Source organism: Dellaglioa sp. CoH-56-MRSF-11 (genome assembly GCF_056782135.1).
In genome coordinates, this window is sequence record NZ_JBXAYE010000003.1 from 90,810 (window position 1) to 107,256 (window position 16,447).

A 16,447-nucleotide genomic window follows, 5' to 3' on the forward strand; every position below is an offset into this window, starting at 1 on the left:
ATAGATGAGGAAGACCAAAGGTATTTTACTTTTGGCCTTTTTTTTGCAAACAGATAAATTGTATTCAGTGTGAAAAAGAGTATTCTAATGATATCTTAAAACATTAGGAGGTCCATTATGTCAAAAGAAACTGAAAAAGAATTACGTGAACGTTTAACTAATGAAGAGTTTGAAGTTACACAACATGCTGCAACGGAAGCGCCATTTACCGGTAAATATGATGACTTCTATCAAAAAGGAATTTACGTTGATGTTGTTAGTGGGGAAGCACTTTTTAGTTCAGCAGAAAAATATGACGCTGGCTGCGGTTGGCCATCATTTTCAAAACCAATCCCAGGTTCTAAGATTGCTGAGTTGGTTGATAATAGTCTTTTTGGTTATCAACGAACGGAAGTTAGAAGTAAGGAAGCAAATTCACATTTAGGTCATGTATTTACTGATGGACCTAAAGACCAAGGCGGATTACGTTATTGTATTAACTCTGCCTCATTGAAGTTTATTCCTGAAGCAGAAATGGAAGCTGCTGGATATAGTAACTATTTAAATAATTTATAAAAAATAAAAACATTCGACTTAAGGGATATGAGCCTATCTGGCTCTAAAAGTTGAATGTTTTTATTTGTATAATTATCCTTGGCTTTTTTGATGAATAAAGTAAACAGGAATGCCAAGTCCCGTTATTAATAGACCAACAAGTGCTAACGTCGTTTGTGTTAATAGTGTCGCAACGAGTATAAAAATACCCCCAATAATCGCGATGATTGGAATGATTGGATATAAAGGAACTTTATAGGGTCTATTTAATTCAGGTTCACGTTTTCGTAATATAAAGATAGCAACGAAAACTAGTACATTAAAAATCCAAATAACAAAAATAAGCATATCTGTTAATAAATCAAAACTACCTAAGAACATCATTATTATTGCGATACTTATTTGTAAAAAGCCCGCAATATATGGAACTCTCGTATGAGGAGATAAGCGTTTTAGCCAATTACTAAAGGGGAGTTGGTTTTCTAAGGCCATCGCATATGGAACGCGCATACCGGTTAACGTATAGCCGTTAGTGGCACCGTAGACTGAAATTAAGATACCAACGGTCACAAACTTACCACCAAATTGTCCAAATAGTTGTCTTGAGGCATCAGAAGCTGCATTTAAATTGCCAGCTAATCCTGAAATAGGAAGAGCCTTAAGAAAAACAAAATTAATTAATGTATAGATAATTGTGATGAAAAATAATCCTGAAATAATGGCTTTCGGTAAATCACGTTCTGGATGGTGCATCTCTCCGGCAATATTTCCAACCCCAATCCAGCCATCATAAGCAAACATGGTCGCAAGAAGGCCGCCACTTAAAGCAGTAAAGAAAGACTGGTGCGCGCCGGATGTTAACGGAATTAAACTAAACGTCACTTGTCCAGGAGTGAAAATCCCCCATATCACAATGACAATAATAGGTAATAATTTTAAAACTAATGAAATTGATTGAAAGGTACCACCAACTTTGGCGCCTAAAAAGTTAATCAATGTGATACTGATTCCACTAATTAAAGCAAATGGGATAATTAAATGTGAATCAAGATGGAAAAGATTAATTAATTGTGTGCCAAAAATAATTGAAAGAGCTGCAATGTTTGCTGGATAATAAATGATTATTTGTGCCCAGCCAAGTAAAAATGCTGGGAAACGGCCATAAGTATATTCGATATATTTAATGGCGCCACCAGTTTCTGGGATGGCGGCTGCAAGTTCTGCAGCGGTTAATCCAGCACAGATAGTTAAAAAGCCACCAAGTAACCAAACAAATAAAGTTAAGTTAGCAGATTGGGTTTGTTGTGTAACGCTTGAAACTTTAAAAAAAACGCCTCCGCCGATAACTGTTCCCATTACAGTTGAAAGGGCAGCGAAAAAGCCAATATCTCGTTTTAGGTGATCATTGTTCATGGAAAAAGGTCCTCGTTTCTATATTAAAATGCGTATTTAACTATTTTAGACTATTTAAACGTGTAATGAAACAAAAAATGAAGATGATAATCAACAAAATTCTGTTAATCTACATCTTCATTTTTATCATCTTGTGATTCTACAATTGGGGCTAATTTAATGGGATAGGTCCGGTTATCTGCTTCGTCAAACAAACTCACTGGTCCTTGATCGTTTGCATCAATTCTTAGATGAAAACCATATTCATCTAAGAAACTAAGTTCACGCTCATCTATATGTTCAATCTTACCATCGAGTGCACGTTCGTCAATTCGAATTGTGAGGTCTGATGAAATATCCAAATTATGGTGTCGATGACTTAATTCATCGTAGAATAGCCAATGTCCAGCATAAAAAATAGGTAAAGAAACCTTAGTTTTAGGTGCGGTTATAGACTTAATATCTTTCGTTAATCCAATAAAAAATGATGCACCTAGTAGTGCAAAACTACGTTTCTTCACAGCTATCCCTCCTAATTAGAACTCTTCTACTTAAATATAGCACTTTTAGCTAACAAGCGGAAAGAATTGCCCAAAATATATATAAATTTAATCTATCGTCACAAAATTGAAATAAAGCAATCGTTATGAAAACGGTTCAATTGTTGTTATAATGAATTTAATAATAAAATGGAGGTATTGGGTATGATTAAATTAGGTATTATTGGTACAAATTGGATTACAGGTCAATTCGTTGAAGCAGCGCATGAATCTAATGAATTTCAATTGACTAGTGTCTATTCAAGAACCGAATTAAAAGCCAAAGATTTTGGTGAAAAATATGGTGCAACAAATTTTTACGATAATATGACAGAATTTTTAAATTCAGATAAATTTGAGGTAATCTATATTGCTTCTCCGAATAGTTTACATTTTGAACAAATTAAATTAGCGATTGAAGCTGGTAAAAAAGTTATTGCCGAAAAACCAGTGGTCTCAAATCCAACAGAAATGGCCGCTATTCAGACGGTTCTTAGGGAACATCCTGGAAGTCAATTATTTGAAGCAGCTCGACAAATTCATCAAGATAATTTCAAAATTATTGAACAAAAAGTAACTGAACTAGAGACCATCCAAGGCGCAACTTTAACTTATATGAAGTATTCGTCACGTTATGATGCTATTTTAGCAGGTGAAGAACCTAATATCTTCTCACCAAAATTTTCTGGTGGTGCATTACAAGACTTAGGTGTTTACGTTGTTTATAATGCTATTTCTTGGTTTGGTACACCACTTGAAGTTCAGTACTATCCAACAATGTTACCAACAGGTGTTGATGGTAAAGGTGTCGCAATTCTAACTTATGAAGATTTTAGAGTGACCTTAAATATTGGTAAGACAGCAAATTCATATTTAACTAGTGAAATCTATGGCCTAAAAGACACAATTGTGATGGATAATGCAGCTGAATTAAATGAGGTTCTTTATCGAGATGGCTCTGATAAAGAAGAACTACTTAGTCAAAAACCAGCTAAAAATCCGATGTTAGCTGAAGCGATTGATTTTGCTAGAGTCATCAATAACCCCAATGACGTAACGAACAAAGCTGATTATATAAAATGGCAAAAACTTAGTGTGACAGTTAATCAAGTATTGTTTGATTTAAGGAAAAGTGCCGGAATTGAATTTCCAGCTGATCATAAATAAGAATTATTGAGATAAGTTTCTGTGAATCAATGGAAGCTTATTTTTTATATGCTATACTTAATTATTAAAACTAATCCTATGAAGTTAAAAGAAAGAGACTAAAATGAATCCAAAATTTGATGCATATTTTAAAGAACAAGGTTTTGAAACACAATCACCCATCCAAGAAGCCGTTTATGAACCTCTAAAATCAGGTGAAAATATCCTTGGATTAGCACCAACCGGTTCTGGTAAAACATTAGCGTTCAGCTTACCTTTACTCGAAAGATTAATACCTAAAGATGGCATTCAACTATTGATTATTGCACCTTCACAAGAATTAGCTATGCAATTAGCAGGTGTCATTCGTCCTTGGGCTAAAGAACTTGATTTAAAAGTTCAAGCTATTATTGGTGGTGCTAATATGAAACGCCAAATTGAAAATTTAAAGAAAAAACCTGAGATTATTGTCGGAACACCAGGTCGCTTATTGAATTTAGCTGAAGATAAAAAAATTAAATTACATAAAGTTAAATCAGTTGTCATTGATGAAGCGGATGATTTATTAACGGATGAAACACTAACAACTTGTCGTGATTTAATCAGCCAGGCACCTGCAGGCATTCAATTAAGTTTCTTTTCTGCGACGGAAACGGCAATATTAGATGATTTGAAAAAATGGTTTGGTGCTAATGTGACAACTTATGATGTTCGTGAAGTTGATCAAACACAAGGTATCGTTCACCATTATTCAATTGAAACACCAACGCGTAAACGTCAATCAACGTTGCGTCGTTTAGCAAATGTTGAAGATTTTTATGCACTAGTTTTCTTTAACCAACTATCATCGTTACAAGATATGGCTCAAAAATTAAAATATGATCATGTACCAGTCGCTGTCTTAGATAGCGAGCAACGCCAAGTTAATCGTGCTAATGCTTTATCACAACTTCATAAGCATGAAATTAAATTATTACTAACGACGGATGTTGCCGCTCGAGGTTTGGACATTCCAATGTTACCCGCAGTCGTAAATTATGATATGCCTAAAGATACGACGTCATATATTCATCGTGTCGGCCGGACAGGCCGGATGGGTGCTGAAGGGATGGTTATTAATCTTGGAAATGAACATGATCTACGTACCTTAAAACAAGATTTAAAAAATACACCATTTGAAATTGAAAAAGGTTACTTATATGATGGTGCGATTGTAACAGAAAGACCAGAACGTGTGGCTGAACCAAAAGCTAAGAAACTTAAACCAGTTGAAGTGAAAGCCAAAACAGTTGATGGTCAAAAGCAATCTGATGAACCAGTAAAGAAACCACATCGTAAAGTTCGTTTGAGAAATCAAAAAAATAAAGGTAAAAGACGCAAACCAAAAGCAGAACATTTTGATTAATGAGAAGGATCATCCAATAATAATTGGATGATTTTTTTATTGACTAATTTTGTAAGCGATTGCACGAATAGGGTAACCGTGCTATATTTAAAGAGGTTAATTCGTACAGAAGAAGGAGTTGAGTAGATCCATGACAAATATGAAGTTAGATGAAACTCATTTTGGAAGTTACTTTGATTTATCAATTTATGCCTTTAATAAAAAAGTATCAGCACAGAGAAAGAGCTTTTTTCGCAAACTTTATGAGCATTCATCAGATTGGGGCTCAGTTGAATCTGGGAAAGTTGTCAGCGGTGTGATTAATACACCATTTACGACTCATTTTCACGGGACTCAATTTAAAATGGGTGGTATTGGCTATGTTGCAAGTTATCCAGAATTTGCTGGTCAGGGTAGTATTGGACAATTAATGAATTTAGCTCTGGATGAGATGTATGATAATGGAACGACATTATCGTATTTAGCGCCATTTTCGTATCCGTTCTATCGTAAATTCGGTTACGAAGCAACATTTGATCAAACGATATATCGGATGAATACGAAGGATTTACCACGATTAAAAGTTAAGGCCATAGGTCACGTTGAACGTCACCGTTATTTGGATGTAAAAGAGGAATTAAATAAATTATACCAACAGAATCAGCTCTCTCAACAAGGTGGTATTGAACGGCCAGATTGGTGGTTAACTTATTCGGCGGAGAAACACCCTAACTGGGAAGTAGCGGTCTATTATAATGAAAAAAATGAGTCAGAAGGCTATCTTGTTTATCAAAGAGAAACTGATGAATTTAAAATCGTTGAATGGATATATCAAACAAGTGAGAGTTGGCTCCAATTACAAAATTTTGTGCTTAAGCATCAATCAGCATACGAATGGTTTAGTTATGAGAGTCCAATTGGACAGCCATTTCCAGATGTACTGGCAAATCCTCAAGTTGAAGTGACAACGCAACCTTACATGATGGCAAGAATTGTAAATGTTGAAGACTTTCTCAGCAGATACCCTTACCAGCAAGATTTTCCACAAATTGTGATTCAAGTTCAAGATTCGACTATTCAGGCTAATGAAGGCTATTGGCAAATTAGCCGAATAGACGGACAAACAAAAGTTGAAAAGACTGAAAATTCAGCAACTACGTTTACAACGGATATTCAAAATTTAACACGAAGTATGATGGGGTATCGAACATTTAAACAATTAAAACAATATGGATTTGTATCAGGCGACGTGACGTTATTCGATGGCGCATTAATTAAAGAACAACCGATATTAAGTGATTATTTTTAAGGAGAGAATAGATAATGGAATATGAAAAAATGAGTCAATTTCCAACTGATTTTTTATGGGGGGCTTCCTCAGCTGCTTACCAAATTGAAGGTGCGTATCAAGAAGATGGTAAAGGATTATCAGTTTGGGATAAATTTGTAAGAATTCCTGGGAAAACATTTAAGGGTACAAATGGTGATGTAGCCGTCGATCATTATCACCGTTTTAAAGAAGATGTCGCCTTAATGAAGGAGCAAGGATTGAAAGCTTACCGTTTTTCAATTGCTTGGACACGTATTTATCCAGAAGGAAAAGGTAAAGTTAATCAAAAGGGGATAGATTTTTATAATCGATTAATCGATGAGTTAATTGCGAATAATATTGAACCTGTTGTGACACTTTATCATTGGGATTTACCACAAGCATTACAAGATGAATATGCTGGTTGGGAATCTCGTGAAATTATTACTGATTTTACGGATTATGCGAAAACTTGTTTTGATGCATTCAGTGATCGTGTTAAATATTGGGTATCATTAAATGAACAAAACGTATTTATTTCTCATGGCTATCAAATGGAGAGTCATCCGCCTGCAGTAAATGATGAAAAAAGAATGTATGCTGCAAATCACATTGCTAATTTAGCAAATGCTTCAGCAATTAAGGCATTTCATGAAGGTCATTATCAAGGTGAAATTGGGCCTAGCTTTGCCTATAGCCCGGGTTATGCAGTTAATGGAGATCCTAAAAACCAAGTTGCGGCTACTAACTATGAAGATTATGCTGCTCATTTTTGGATGGATATTTATGTTTATGGACGTTATCCAAAAATGATTTATAAATGGTTAACTGAACGTGGAACTGCACCTACTGTTACAGAAGCAGATCAAGCTCTTTTAATTGCTGGAAAACCAGATTTTATGGGTTTAAATTATTATCAAACCCAAACAATTGCGGCTAATCCGTTAGTTGGTGGTGTTGGACTTGCTGCTGAAAATAATACAGGTAAAAAGGGGACTAGCTCCGAAAGTGGCGTTCCAGGCATGTTTAAGACTACTAATAATGAATTTTTAAAACAAACTGATTGGGATTGGAATATTGATCCTGAAGGGCTAAGAATTGCTCTGAGAAGAATTGATAGTCGTTACGACTTACCTGTTCTTATTACTGAAAACGGTCTTGGTGCTTATGATAAATTAGAAGAAGGCAATACAATTCATGATGATTACCGAATTTACTTTATCAATGAACATATTAAAGCCATTCAAGAAGCCATTTCAGACGGTGTAAAAGTCATTGGGTATACAACTTGGAGTTTCACTGATTTATTGAGCTGGTCAAATGGCTATCAAAAGCGCTATGGCTTTGTTTATATTGATCGTGATGAAGAAAGTGCGAAAGAATTAAAACGATATAAGAAAGATTCATTCTATTGGTATCAAAAGGTCATTAAAGAAAATGGTAGTAAGTTATAAAGTAATTTAAATAGCTATTGATAACGCTTACAATAAATGATACAATAAATATGAAATGAGTGTTACTGATTCGATCAGGCATGACCTATTGATGTAGATATGAAAATATCTGTATTTGTAGGTCATTTTTTATGGGAAGGGGTCGGTTTGATGTGAAGTTCGTAAAAAATTTTAATAATAATGCAGCTTTAGTTGAATCATCCGACAATGTTGAGTGGGTGGTCATTGGTAACGGTATTGGATTCGGTTATCATGCTGGAGATAATATCGATAAGGACCAGATTGACCGACGGTTTAAAGCTGAAGAAGATTCAGATACAATGAAATTAATTTCAGGATTTGATGCAGAAACTTTGGAAGTTACGACAACTTTTGTTGGAGTAGTAGAGCCATTAATTGATGTGACATTTGATGATGTTCAATTTTTGATTTTAGTGGACCATTTTCAATATTCATTACAAAAAAATCGTGAAGAAATGTTTTTAAATGACCGATCTGTTCATTGGGAAATGAAAAAATTATTTCCAAGTGAATTCCAAGCTGCAAAGGTTGGTATTAAAGAAATCGAATCAAAATTTGACATTACGGTTCAAAATAATGAATTGATTTTATTAACCTATCATTTGATTAACGTCAAAGAAGGCGGACATGCTGTTCAAGAATCGATGAAGCTGACAGAACTCATTTCGGGAATTGTTAATATTATTCAATTAGATACTGGTATTATTCTCGACGAAAAATCATTTAATTATAGTCGATTTGTCTCACATTTACGCTATTTATTCATTAGGCATTTTCATAATACTGAGATTGATCGTGCAGAACTTGACCCTGAGTTGCTCGCCATGATGATTAGTCGGTATCCACAAGTGTACGAAACAGTGGAAAAAATCGTGCAGTATATTCGAGAACGGGCCGATTGGGATTTACAAGCAGACGAACAAGTTTATCTAGTTTTACATATCTGGCGAGTAACCCATCGGCAAACAGAAAATTAAATAAATTGATAATTAGGTGTGTTATTGCCATTTATAAGCAAGCATAAACCCAGTTATCCATGCAAACTCGTATTTTTTGAGTTGAAATGGATAACTGGGTTTTAATTTATAAAAAATATAAAGGAGTGATTGTGATGAGTTACGAAAAATTAGCTAAAGATATTTTAAAAAATGTAGGTGGCGAAGCTAACGTTAATAGCGTAGTCCATTGTACAACCCGACTAAGATTTAAATTAAAAGATGAATCTAAGGCCAATACCGATATGTTGAAAAATATGGACGGCGTAGTGACCGTTGTTAAAAGTGGCGGCCAGTACCAAGTGGTTGTTGGAAATCAAGTTCCGGAAGTTTATGATGCATTAGTTAAAGGTAGCGGACTTGATGGTGATGGCATTGTGCCAGATAATGATGGCGAAAAAATGAAACCGCTTGATGCCTTTATTGATATGATTTCAGGTATCTTTGCACCAGCTCTAGGTGTTTTAGCTGCAACAGGGATGATCAAAGGAATAGTTTCATTACTAGTCGCATTTAGCTGGGTGGCACCGACATCTGGAACGTATATTATTTTAAATGCATTAGGAGATTCTTTCTTTTATTTCTTCCCGATTATCTTAGCTTACAGTGCTAGTAAAAAATTCCACGTTAATCCATTGTTGGCAATGGTTATTGGTGCATCCTTAGTTTACCCAACTATTGTGGCACAATTGCCAGCAACACTAGCCGCTTCAGGTGGAAAAGTGCTGTACACTTTATTTGCAGGAACAATTTTTGAATCACCAATCTATATGACATTCTTGGGGATTCCAGTAATCATGATGAGTTACGCATCATCAGTTGTACCTATTATTGTATCAATTTGGTTTGCATCAAAAGTGGAACCATTCTTCAAAAAAGTGATACCAGAAGTTGTACGAACATTCTTAGTGCCAATGTTAACAGCACTTGTTGTTGTGCCTATTACATTTATCTTTATAGGTCCCATAACAACTTGGGCTAGTGATATTGTGGCAACCGGATTTACAGCTGTATACACATTTAGTCCAATTGCCGCTGGCGCAGTTCTTGGTGGCTTATGGCAAGTACTTGTTATCTTCGGGTTACATTGGGGACTTGTTCCACTTGCCTTACTTAACATTTCAACAACAGGCTCAGATCCAATTTTAGCACTTATGCTAGGGACAACGTTCGCTCAAATTGGGTCAGTATTGGCAATTACAATTAAAACAAAAAATAAAAAACTAAAAGGTCTTGGCTATTCTTCATTTATTTCAGGAATCTTTGGTGTTACGGAACCCGCTATTTACGGAATTACGTTACCTCGTAAAAAACCATTTATTATTACATGTATTTCAGCCGCTATTGGTGGCATGGTTCTTGGTGTATTTGGGACAAAAGGATACATGGTTGGTGGATTAGGCATTTTCTCTATTCCAAGTTACTTGAATCCTAAGACAGGAATTGATATGTCATTCTACGCTGTGCTGATAGCAATCGTTGTTTCATTCGTATTGGCATATGTCTTAACACTTATGTTCGGTTTAACAAAGGAAGATCAAGAAGTACCCGTTGCTGTTGCTGAAACAAAAGTAACAACGTCAGTAGTACCTGTAGAAGTAGAAATGAGTGGAGAAATCCTTGGTAGCCCACTTAAAGGCGAAGTATTACCTTTATCAGAGGTTAAAGACCCTGTCTTTAGTTCTGGTATTATGGGTGACGGTATCGCAATTCTACCTGAAGTTGGTCAATTATACGCACCTGCTGATGGTAAAATAACATTAGTTTTTCCAACAGGACACGCAGTTGGTATGGTGACAGACGATGGCGCCGAAATTTTAATGCATATCGGAATGGATACAGTTGAATTAGAAGGTAAGTATTTTGAAATTCAAACAGAAATTGATACCGTCGTAAAAAAAGGCGATTTATTACTTAAATTCGATATTGAAGGTATTAAACAGGCAGGATATGAAATTATTACGCCAATTATCGTGACGAACACACCAAAATATAAAAAAATTAAACCACTTGCTAAAGACCAGTCAGAAATAATTGTTGGTACTGATTTATTAGATTTAGAAATTAATTCAGGAGGTCAATAAGATGACAAAATCAAATTTTCCAGATAACTTTTTATGGGGTGGCGCAACGGCCGCTAATCAATTTGAAGGGGCCTATGATGTTGATGGTAAGGGCCTGTCATTAGTAGATATATTACCAGACGCACACCATGGTCGCTGGGATTATTTATTTAATGTAAAAGAAGCGATGCAGATGAAAGAAGATTTTTATCCTAGTCATGAATCTGTTGATTTTTATCATCATTATGAAGAAGATTTACGATTAATGGCAGAAATGGGTTTCAAAACCTTCAGAATGTCAATTAGTTGGCCACGGATATTTCCACAAGGTGATGAAAAAGAACCAAACGAAAAAGGGCTAGAATTCTATGATAAAGTTATCGATCTTTGTAACGAATTAGGGATGGAACCGTTAGTAACAATTAACCATTTCGATACGCCGTTAGGGATGTTGAAAAAAATGAATGGTTGGGCTGACCGTCGAATGATTGATAATTACTTAAACTTTTCACGCGTCTTATTTATGCGTTATAAGGATAAGGTTAAGTATTGGTTAACATTTAACGAAATTAATATGATTTTACACATTCCGTTATTGGGCGGTGGATTAGATTTGGAAGGGATTGATAATCCTGACCAAATCAAATATCAAGCGGCACATCATCAATTAGTTGCCTCTGCGCTTGCGACAAAATTAGCACACGAAATTAATCCTGATTTTAAGATAGGGTGTATGTTAGCGGCTGGGGTTACCTATCCCAATACACCTAATCCAAAAGATGTATTTGAAGCAATGACAAAGGATCGGGAAGGATACTTCTTTATTGATGTTCAGTCACGTGGCTACTACCCAAGTTATTCGGCAAGATTATTTAAAGATATGGGTATAGAAATTAAAATGGCAGATACCGACGAAAAAGATTTATTAGAAAATACAGTTGATTTCATTTCATTTAGCTATTATTCATCAAGATTAGCAAGCGCTGATCCTGAGATGACTGATAAAACAGCAGCAAATGTCTTTGATAGCTTAAAAAATCCTTACTTAAAGACAAGCGAATGGGGCTGGCAAACAGATGGCCTTGGTTTGAGAACAACGATGAATCAAATTTATGATCGTTATCAGAAACCATTATTTGTTGTTGAAAATGGATTAGGTGCAAAAGATGTTGTGGAAGAAGGCAATAAAATTCATGATGATTATCGCATTTCTTATCTAAGTGAAAATATTGAAGCAATGGGTGAGGCGATTGCAGACGGGGTTTCTTGTCTAGGTTACACATCATGGGGCTGTATCGATTTAATTAGCGCAGGCTCAGGCGAAATGGCGAAACGCTATGGTTACATTTACGTAGATCGAGATAACGAAGGTAACGGGACGCTAAATCGATTGAAAAAAGATTCGTTCTATTGGTATCAAAATGTTATTAAAACAAATGGTGTCGAATTATAAACTGGAAAAATTGAAGATATAAAATTTCGATGCGATTTAAAATACTGTTTAAGCAATGATTGTTTGCTTAAACAGTATTTTTTTATTTGCGAAAGTCTTATTGCTTAGTGGAAAAATAATATTAGGTGTACAATTATCGAAATCTTAAAGATAGTTTAGAAAAGATTGGATAAAATGATGTGTTTTAGACCTTAAAAAAATTGTTAAACAAATATATATAACGTGGAAGAAGGTCTTTCCGATGAGAAAAAGGTTTAAACCTGTAAATAATGAAATGAAATGGGTAGGAATTGTTAGTATCGTGTTGTGTTTAATTGAACCATGGTTAATAGTTGTGAATTTAACGATTGGCATGTGGTTAGTGGGGACGGGTATGATTGGCATTGGAACTTATATTGAAAGACTACCCTTTTTTCAGAAAAATATTGGTTATCGTCTATGTGGTATGTTGTTATTTATATTAATTGCATTCATTAATACAATTTATATAATAGTAATTCTTCTACTGCTACAATTTCAAGGATAAAATAAATAGCACTTACAAGTTAAATATATAAAAAATAGGTTACAAAAGCTCGGCAGTATACCGAAGTCTTGTAACCTATAAGGCGGAAAATTTATTTAAGATGTCCCTGATCAGAGTCGAACTGATGACCTACCGCTTAGGAGGCGGTTGCTCTATCCAGCTGAGCTACAGAGACAAAAAGGCTGATTACTTCATTGTAAATGGCAAAAATAAATAAGTCAATTATTACTATTGTAGATTTTTAAATTCATAGTCATAATTTTCATTTACAACATGGCTAAGGTGTCAGTAGTTTCATAGATATTGATCTTTTAGTTCTAGCAATATTATATTTCTTGAGTGACAGCACAATTTTCTATTGTTATAATTAAACCATTAAATAATTTTATTTGGGAGTAAATAGCTTGATAAATAAGTTTGAATCTTTAAAAAAATATGGAACGGTATTTTGCGTTATTTTTATATTAAGTTTTTTTCTGACAGTTCCGCAGATACTTAATAATAGTTTAGTAGTTGGTGCTGATTCTCTATTCCATTTTAACCGTATCTATGATGATTATATGCAGCTTAAAACAGGTAACTTTAATTATTTTCAATCTAATTACGGTTTTCAACAAAGTGGTCGAATTGTTAATGCCTTATATGGACCAGGGTTTACTTACCTTTTAGGTGGATTACTAGGTATCGTGCATAGTTGGATTAAATTTGAAATTGTCACGTCATTCATAATTTTCTTTATTAGTGGATTTTCAATGTATTTTCTATCTAGAGAATTGAAAGCGACTAAAAAAAATTCAGTCTTAGCTGCTAGTCTTTTTATGGGTAGTTTCTATATCACTCGATGGTCAATCTATCAGAATTTTATGATATGGGGCGTTATGTTGATGCCTTTGATTGTCATTCTTGGGCTTAAAATGATTAAAAATAATGCTAAGGATTTAAAAGTACTACCTTTAGCATTAGCAGTTTCAGTGCTAATCCAAATTCACGTCTTAAGCGCCTTAATGTCAATTGGCGTTTTAGTTGTATTCTTTTTCATTGGCTTTATTCAAACTAACCAGAAATTACAACTTTTATTAAAATGTTTTCTAGCCAGTTTACTGGCGTTAGTTCTGACCTTTAATGTTTGGGGAGCTATGTTGGATGTTTTCTCAAATAATAAAATATATTCACCATTTGCCAATTCAAACATGTCTGGTTCAACCATGAACCTTTCAACTGGTAACTATAGTGGTACACAGTTTGGATTGGTTATGAGTATCATTTTTGTGTTACAAATTGTTTGGTTGTTTTCAAAAAGAAAAGAATTATCTCTAGCTAATAAGATTGTTACTATAATAGGAGCTATTTTTCTTGCTCTAACTACAAATTTATTTCCGTGGACTAGGATATCTATATTAATTCCACAGTTACAAAGTTTTTTACAGTTTCCTTATCGATTTGATAGTTTTACTACGATTCTATTAGTAGCGGGGTTCAGTGCTACAATTTCTACGTTACCTTCGCCGAATGCAAAGAAAAATTGTTCATTGTTTTTAATTGTCGGAAGTATTTTTATTTTAGGGCAATCGTATAGTGATATTCAGACTAAAAATGAAATTTGGAATTCAAATGAGTCAATTATAGCTAAAGGACATGTTACAACCCCAGATTCTTTAAGTACTGTCCAAATAAGAAATGCTTTTACTAATCGTGATTTAAAAAAAGGGTTAGAGGTAGCACAAAAATCAACTCCAGATTATTTACCTAATAATCAAGAATTAAGCAAGGATCCTTACAATGAATATAAAAATGAAATTATAATGAATAAGTCAAATATTATAAAAAGAGTGACAGATAAGGGTGATTTATCGCTTAGATGGACTGCAACAAAAATAGGAGAAACAATGTCCTTACCTATTATTGTTTATAACAATTCAAAAGTTACACTAAATGGAACTAAGCTTAATATAAAAAAGATTACCTTATCAAATATAGGTAGTCCAACGATTAAAGCAACAAAAAAAGGTATCAATAGAGTAACGCTTAGTTATCATTCAAAAATCATTACTAAACCTCGACTAATGATGGTTATTGCAGCGTGGGTGATTAGTAGCTTAGCTTTTATTACCTTTACTTATAGGGATTATAAAAATGACATTTAATATAAACAAACATATGATTTTAATATACTATATTAAGATATACTTTCTGAATTTGGGTTACAAAAACCTAATCAATAAAATAAGTAGTAGTGAAAAAGGTATAAACTAACAGAAATGCTAGTTTATACCTTTTTATGTGATCATTTATGCCCAATCCCCATTACGGAAAACGGGTACTGTACTGCCATCCTCACGAAGCCCATCAATTGACATGTCAGATGAGCCGACCATGAAGTCAACGTGCGTTTGGCTTAAATTTAAACCAGCAGCGGCTAATTCAGTATCGTTCATTTTAGTACCATCCTTAATAGAGAAGGGATAAGCGGAGCCAAGCGCTAAATGGTCACTGGCATTTTCATCGAATAATGTATTAAAGAACGTTATTCCTGATTGTGAAATTGGAGAAGGGTCTGGAACTAAAGCAACTTCACCCAATGATTTTGCGCCATCATCAGTCTCTAGTAAGTGCTGTAAAACTTCTTCACCTTGTTCAGCAGTTGCTTTAACAACCTTACCTGCTTCAAAAGTAAATTTCATACCACTCAAAGTAGTTCCTGCGTAGCTTAATGGTTTTGTTGAAGAAATGTAACCATCAATACGTCTAGAATCAGGTGCGGTGAAAACTTCTTCGGTAGGCATGTTAGCCATGAATTCATGACCTTGTGCATCAAATGAACCGGCGCCTTCCCACAAATGATTTTTAGGGAGACCGATGACGATATCTGTCCCTGGGGCAACATAATGTAAAGCAGAAAATTGTTCTTTATTTAATTCTTCAGCTTTTGTGCGCAATGTTAAATCATGTTGATGCCATGCTTCAATTGGATCTTCATGATCAATACGTGTTGTTTTAAAAATTTCTTCCCAAAGTCGTGAAACAGCAAGTTCGCCTTTTAATTCAGGAAAAACGAGTTCAGCCCAAGCAGTATCTGCGGCAGCGACTACAGTCCAACTAACGTCATTATTTTGAGTTGCTTTACGTAATGGACGTAGAGCTTGACCCATAGCTTTTTGGCGTGAGGCAATCTTTTCAGAAGGGATACCAGCAAAGGCATCAGGATCATCTGACATGACTGAGATGCGAGATGCTTTTTTAGCAACCCAATCTTCAACTTCTGAGGTTGCATAACCAGGAACGTCGACTAAACGGTCTAGTGGAGCAAATTCAAGGAATGATTTCGAGACATGACTATCTGCCCATTTAACGATAACTTCACTTGCGCCAGCAGCATAAGCTTCATTGACGATTAAATGAGCTAATTTTTGTTGGGTTACGGAAATTTGTAGGACGATTGTTTGGCCTTTTGAGACGTTAACACCGACTTTGACGATTAATTCAGCATATTTTTTAAGTTGATCTTCAAAATTTATTTTTGACATAGAAAGACCTCCAAATTTATTTATGAAATAATGATAACATATTAATGAGAAAATGATTAATAATTAGGCTATTAAATTTTTGTTAACAAAATCAGAATTTTGTCTTT

General features: G+C 34.6%; 13 protein-coding genes and 1 tRNA gene. 10 read left to right on the forward strand and 4 right to left on the reverse strand.

Annotated elements, in window-relative coordinates; genetic code table 11:
* Positions 1-117: 117 nt before the first annotated feature.
* Positions 118-555, forward strand: a complete 438-nt coding sequence (gene msrB, locus AC1RPT_RS04205) for a peptide-methionine (R)-S-oxide reductase MsrB (RefSeq protein ID WP_481761568.1) — start codon at positions 118-120, stop codon at positions 553-555.
* Between the two features lie 72 nt (positions 556-627).
* Here the strand turns inward: msrB and AC1RPT_RS04210 are convergent, their stop codons facing one another.
* Positions 628-1,947, reverse strand: coding sequence for an APC family permease (locus AC1RPT_RS04210; RefSeq protein WP_481761567.1), 1,320 nt, complete (start codon positions 1,945-1,947; stop codon positions 628-630).
* A gap of 104 nt (positions 1,948-2,051) precedes the next feature.
* Positions 2,052-2,447 (reverse strand): DUF4828 domain-containing protein, encoded by a 396-nt coding sequence (locus AC1RPT_RS04215; RefSeq protein WP_481761566.1) that lies wholly within the window; start codon positions 2,445-2,447, stop codon positions 2,052-2,054.
* A 183-nt stretch (positions 2,448-2,630) separates the two neighbouring features.
* On the opposite strand from AC1RPT_RS04215, the gene AC1RPT_RS04220 reads away from it, so the two are divergent.
* The 8 genes from AC1RPT_RS04220 (at position 2,631) to AC1RPT_RS04255 (ending at position 12,816) form a co-directional block, all read left to right on the forward strand.
* The gene (locus tag AC1RPT_RS04220; RefSeq protein WP_481761565.1) at positions 2,631-3,632 is read left to right on the forward strand and encodes a Gfo/Idh/MocA family protein; all 1,002 of its coding nucleotides are present in this window, start codon (positions 2,631-2,633) and stop codon (positions 3,630-3,632) included.
* A 103-nt stretch (positions 3,633-3,735) separates the two neighbouring features.
* A complete protein-coding gene (locus AC1RPT_RS04225) occupies positions 3,736-5,016 on the forward strand; it encodes a DEAD/DEAH box helicase (RefSeq protein ID WP_481761564.1) in 1,281 nt (426 codons plus the stop codon).
* Between the two features lie 130 nt (positions 5,017-5,146).
* Positions 5,147-6,304 carry a GNAT family N-acetyltransferase gene (locus AC1RPT_RS04230; RefSeq protein WP_481761563.1) on the forward strand — a complete coding sequence of 386 codons (1,158 nt, stop codon included), beginning with the start codon at positions 5,147-5,149 and terminating at the stop codon, positions 6,302-6,304.
* Positions 6,305-6,318: 14 nt separating this feature from the next.
* The gene (locus AC1RPT_RS04235) at positions 6,319-7,758 is read left to right on the forward strand and encodes a glycoside hydrolase family 1 protein (protein ID WP_481761562.1); all 1,440 of its coding nucleotides are present in this window, start codon (positions 6,319-6,321) and stop codon (positions 7,756-7,758) included.
* 131 nt (positions 7,759-7,889) lie between these two features.
* The gene (locus AC1RPT_RS04240) at positions 7,890-8,756 is read left to right on the forward strand and encodes a PRD domain-containing protein (protein WP_481762948.1); all 867 of its coding nucleotides are present in this window, start codon (positions 7,890-7,892) and stop codon (positions 8,754-8,756) included.
* Between the two features lie 134 nt (positions 8,757-8,890).
* Positions 8,891-10,858 (forward strand): beta-glucoside-specific PTS transporter subunit IIABC, encoded by a 1,968-nt coding sequence (locus AC1RPT_RS04245; RefSeq protein ID WP_481761560.1) that lies wholly within the window; start codon positions 8,891-8,893, stop codon positions 10,856-10,858.
* A gap of 1 nt (position 10,859) precedes the next feature.
* Positions 10,860-12,290, forward strand: a complete 1,431-nt coding sequence (locus tag AC1RPT_RS04250; protein ID WP_481761559.1) for a 6-phospho-beta-glucosidase — start codon at positions 10,860-10,862, stop codon at positions 12,288-12,290.
* Between the two features lie 241 nt (positions 12,291-12,531).
* Complete coding sequence (locus AC1RPT_RS04255) at positions 12,532-12,816, forward strand: hypothetical protein (RefSeq protein WP_481761558.1); 285 nt, start codon at positions 12,532-12,534, stop codon at positions 12,814-12,816.
* A 101-nt stretch (positions 12,817-12,917) separates the two neighbouring features.
* On the opposite strand, the gene AC1RPT_RS04260 is transcribed toward AC1RPT_RS04255, so the two are convergent.
* Positions 12,918-12,991, reverse strand: a tRNA-Arg gene (locus AC1RPT_RS04260).
* Between the two features lie 229 nt (positions 12,992-13,220).
* On the opposite strand from AC1RPT_RS04260, the gene AC1RPT_RS04265 reads away from it, so the two are divergent.
* Entirely contained in the window at positions 13,221-14,960 is a 1,740-nt protein-coding gene (locus AC1RPT_RS04265; RefSeq protein ID WP_481761557.1) for a DUF6541 family protein, read from the forward strand.
* 144 nt (positions 14,961-15,104) lie between these two features.
* On the opposite strand, the gene AC1RPT_RS04270 is transcribed toward AC1RPT_RS04265, so the two are convergent.
* On the reverse strand, positions 15,105-16,340 hold the full coding sequence (locus tag AC1RPT_RS04270; RefSeq protein ID WP_481761556.1) for an aminopeptidase: 1,236 nt from the start codon (positions 16,338-16,340) through the stop codon (positions 15,105-15,107).
* Between the last annotated feature and the right edge of the window lie 107 nt (positions 16,341-16,447).